The organism is Streptococcus mitis, from assembly GCF_001074635.1.
Taxonomy (GTDB): Bacteria; Bacillota; Bacilli; order Lactobacillales; family Streptococcaceae; genus Streptococcus; species Streptococcus mitis_E.
The window spans coordinates 1-1,151 of the sequence record NZ_JUQO01000052.1 but is presented as its reverse complement, the minus strand read 5'-3'; the positions used below and the strand labels follow the sequence as shown (position 1 = coordinate 1,151).

The window sequence follows — 1,151 nt, the reverse complement described above, 5'->3', positions numbered from 1 at the left end:
CTGTTTTCAATTCTACTAATTTTTTCTAATTTTTCACTTCTCTTTATCAGAGAAAAAGAGTATGAGTTATTTAAAAATAAGAAATGAGATAAATATGGTTAAATCTTACTTCTCTTTAAAATCAAATAGTGAAAGGATATTTTATCTAGGTAACAAAGTGCTTTAAACGTAGTCAACGATTACCTGTTAGGAAACTATCCTAACCACGCTGTATGAAAAAAGGAGTATTTTGATGGAGCTTGTATTACCAAACAACTATGTTGCGATTGATGAAGAAGAGATGATGTATCTTGATGGGGGTGGTGTTGGTTGTAACTGGTGGAACAAACGTGATAATATTGCTGCAACTGCAGTTTATGGAGGGATGTCAGTATACCAGACATATGCCATTAAAAAGTTAATTGCTAATCGTGGTATGATGAGCCGAGTCGTTAGAAGTGCTCTAACAAGATATATTGGTGGAGTTAGTATGGCAACTATTACTAATACTCTTAATATTGCGGTTACTGTTGCTGAAGTATTCTCATTAGGAGGAGCCATTGCATATGGTTTAGATATCGTAGACGGTAAATTTTATGGATATTTATGGGGATAAAACTATAGCTATGAAACATTTTTTTGCAGGAATTGGTGAAATTCATTTTTTGTTATTTTTATTATATCTAAGCATGTCTACTAGTCCAATTATTGGACTAGTGATTGGACATACTAAAATAAATCTAATAAATTCCATTATTATGGCTCTTGGTATGATATTGACATTAATTTTGGTATTATCAAGAGTGTATAGAAAATATTTTTATAGAGACGATGATGACTAAAGTTGTTATCAATAAAGCAGGTTTTGCAACTTCTGCTATTAACAGATTTGCAACTTGGATGTCAATTGGTGATGCCATCACAACAATTTGGGCAAATAATGATATTCATCGCAGAAATCTAAACTTAAAGGACTTATGGTGATTGTAAAATGGGTATGAAAATTGAAAAAATTTTTGTTATTGTATTTTTGGCATTTCTACTAATTTCCTCTGTAACTTTTTTAGCATATGATCATGTTGATGAGGAACTAAAGAAATTAATCATTATGATTAATTTAATATTTTTGATTTTAACCATAGCAATGATAGTTTATGTAAAATTTAAAAAAA

Annotated in this window: 4 protein-coding genes; all 4 read left to right on the top strand. The window is 30.1% G+C overall.

Features of this window, described 5'->3' with window-relative positions; translation table 11 throughout:
- Positions 1 to 232: 232 nt before the first annotated feature.
- The gene (locus ADI58_RS01910; RefSeq protein ID WP_049521251.1) at positions 233 to 595 is read left to right on the top strand and encodes a hypothetical protein; all 363 of its coding nucleotides are present in this window, start codon (positions 233 to 235) and stop codon (positions 593 to 595) included.
- Positions 576 to 821 (top strand): hypothetical protein, encoded by a 246-nt coding sequence (locus ADI58_RS11490; RefSeq protein ID WP_049521250.1) that lies wholly within the window; start codon positions 576 to 578, stop codon positions 819 to 821. The genes ADI58_RS01910 and ADI58_RS11490 overlap by 20 nt, the downstream gene beginning before the upstream one ends.
- On the top strand, positions 814 to 963 hold the full coding sequence (locus ADI58_RS11355) for a hypothetical protein (protein ID WP_193390583.1): 150 nt from the start codon (positions 814 to 816) through the stop codon (positions 961 to 963). The genes ADI58_RS11490 and ADI58_RS11355 overlap by 8 nt, the downstream gene beginning before the upstream one ends.
- Positions 964 to 970: 7 nt before the next feature.
- On the top strand, positions 971 to 1,151 hold a 181-nt coding region (locus ADI58_RS11430; RefSeq protein WP_049521249.1), incomplete at its 3' end, for a hypothetical protein.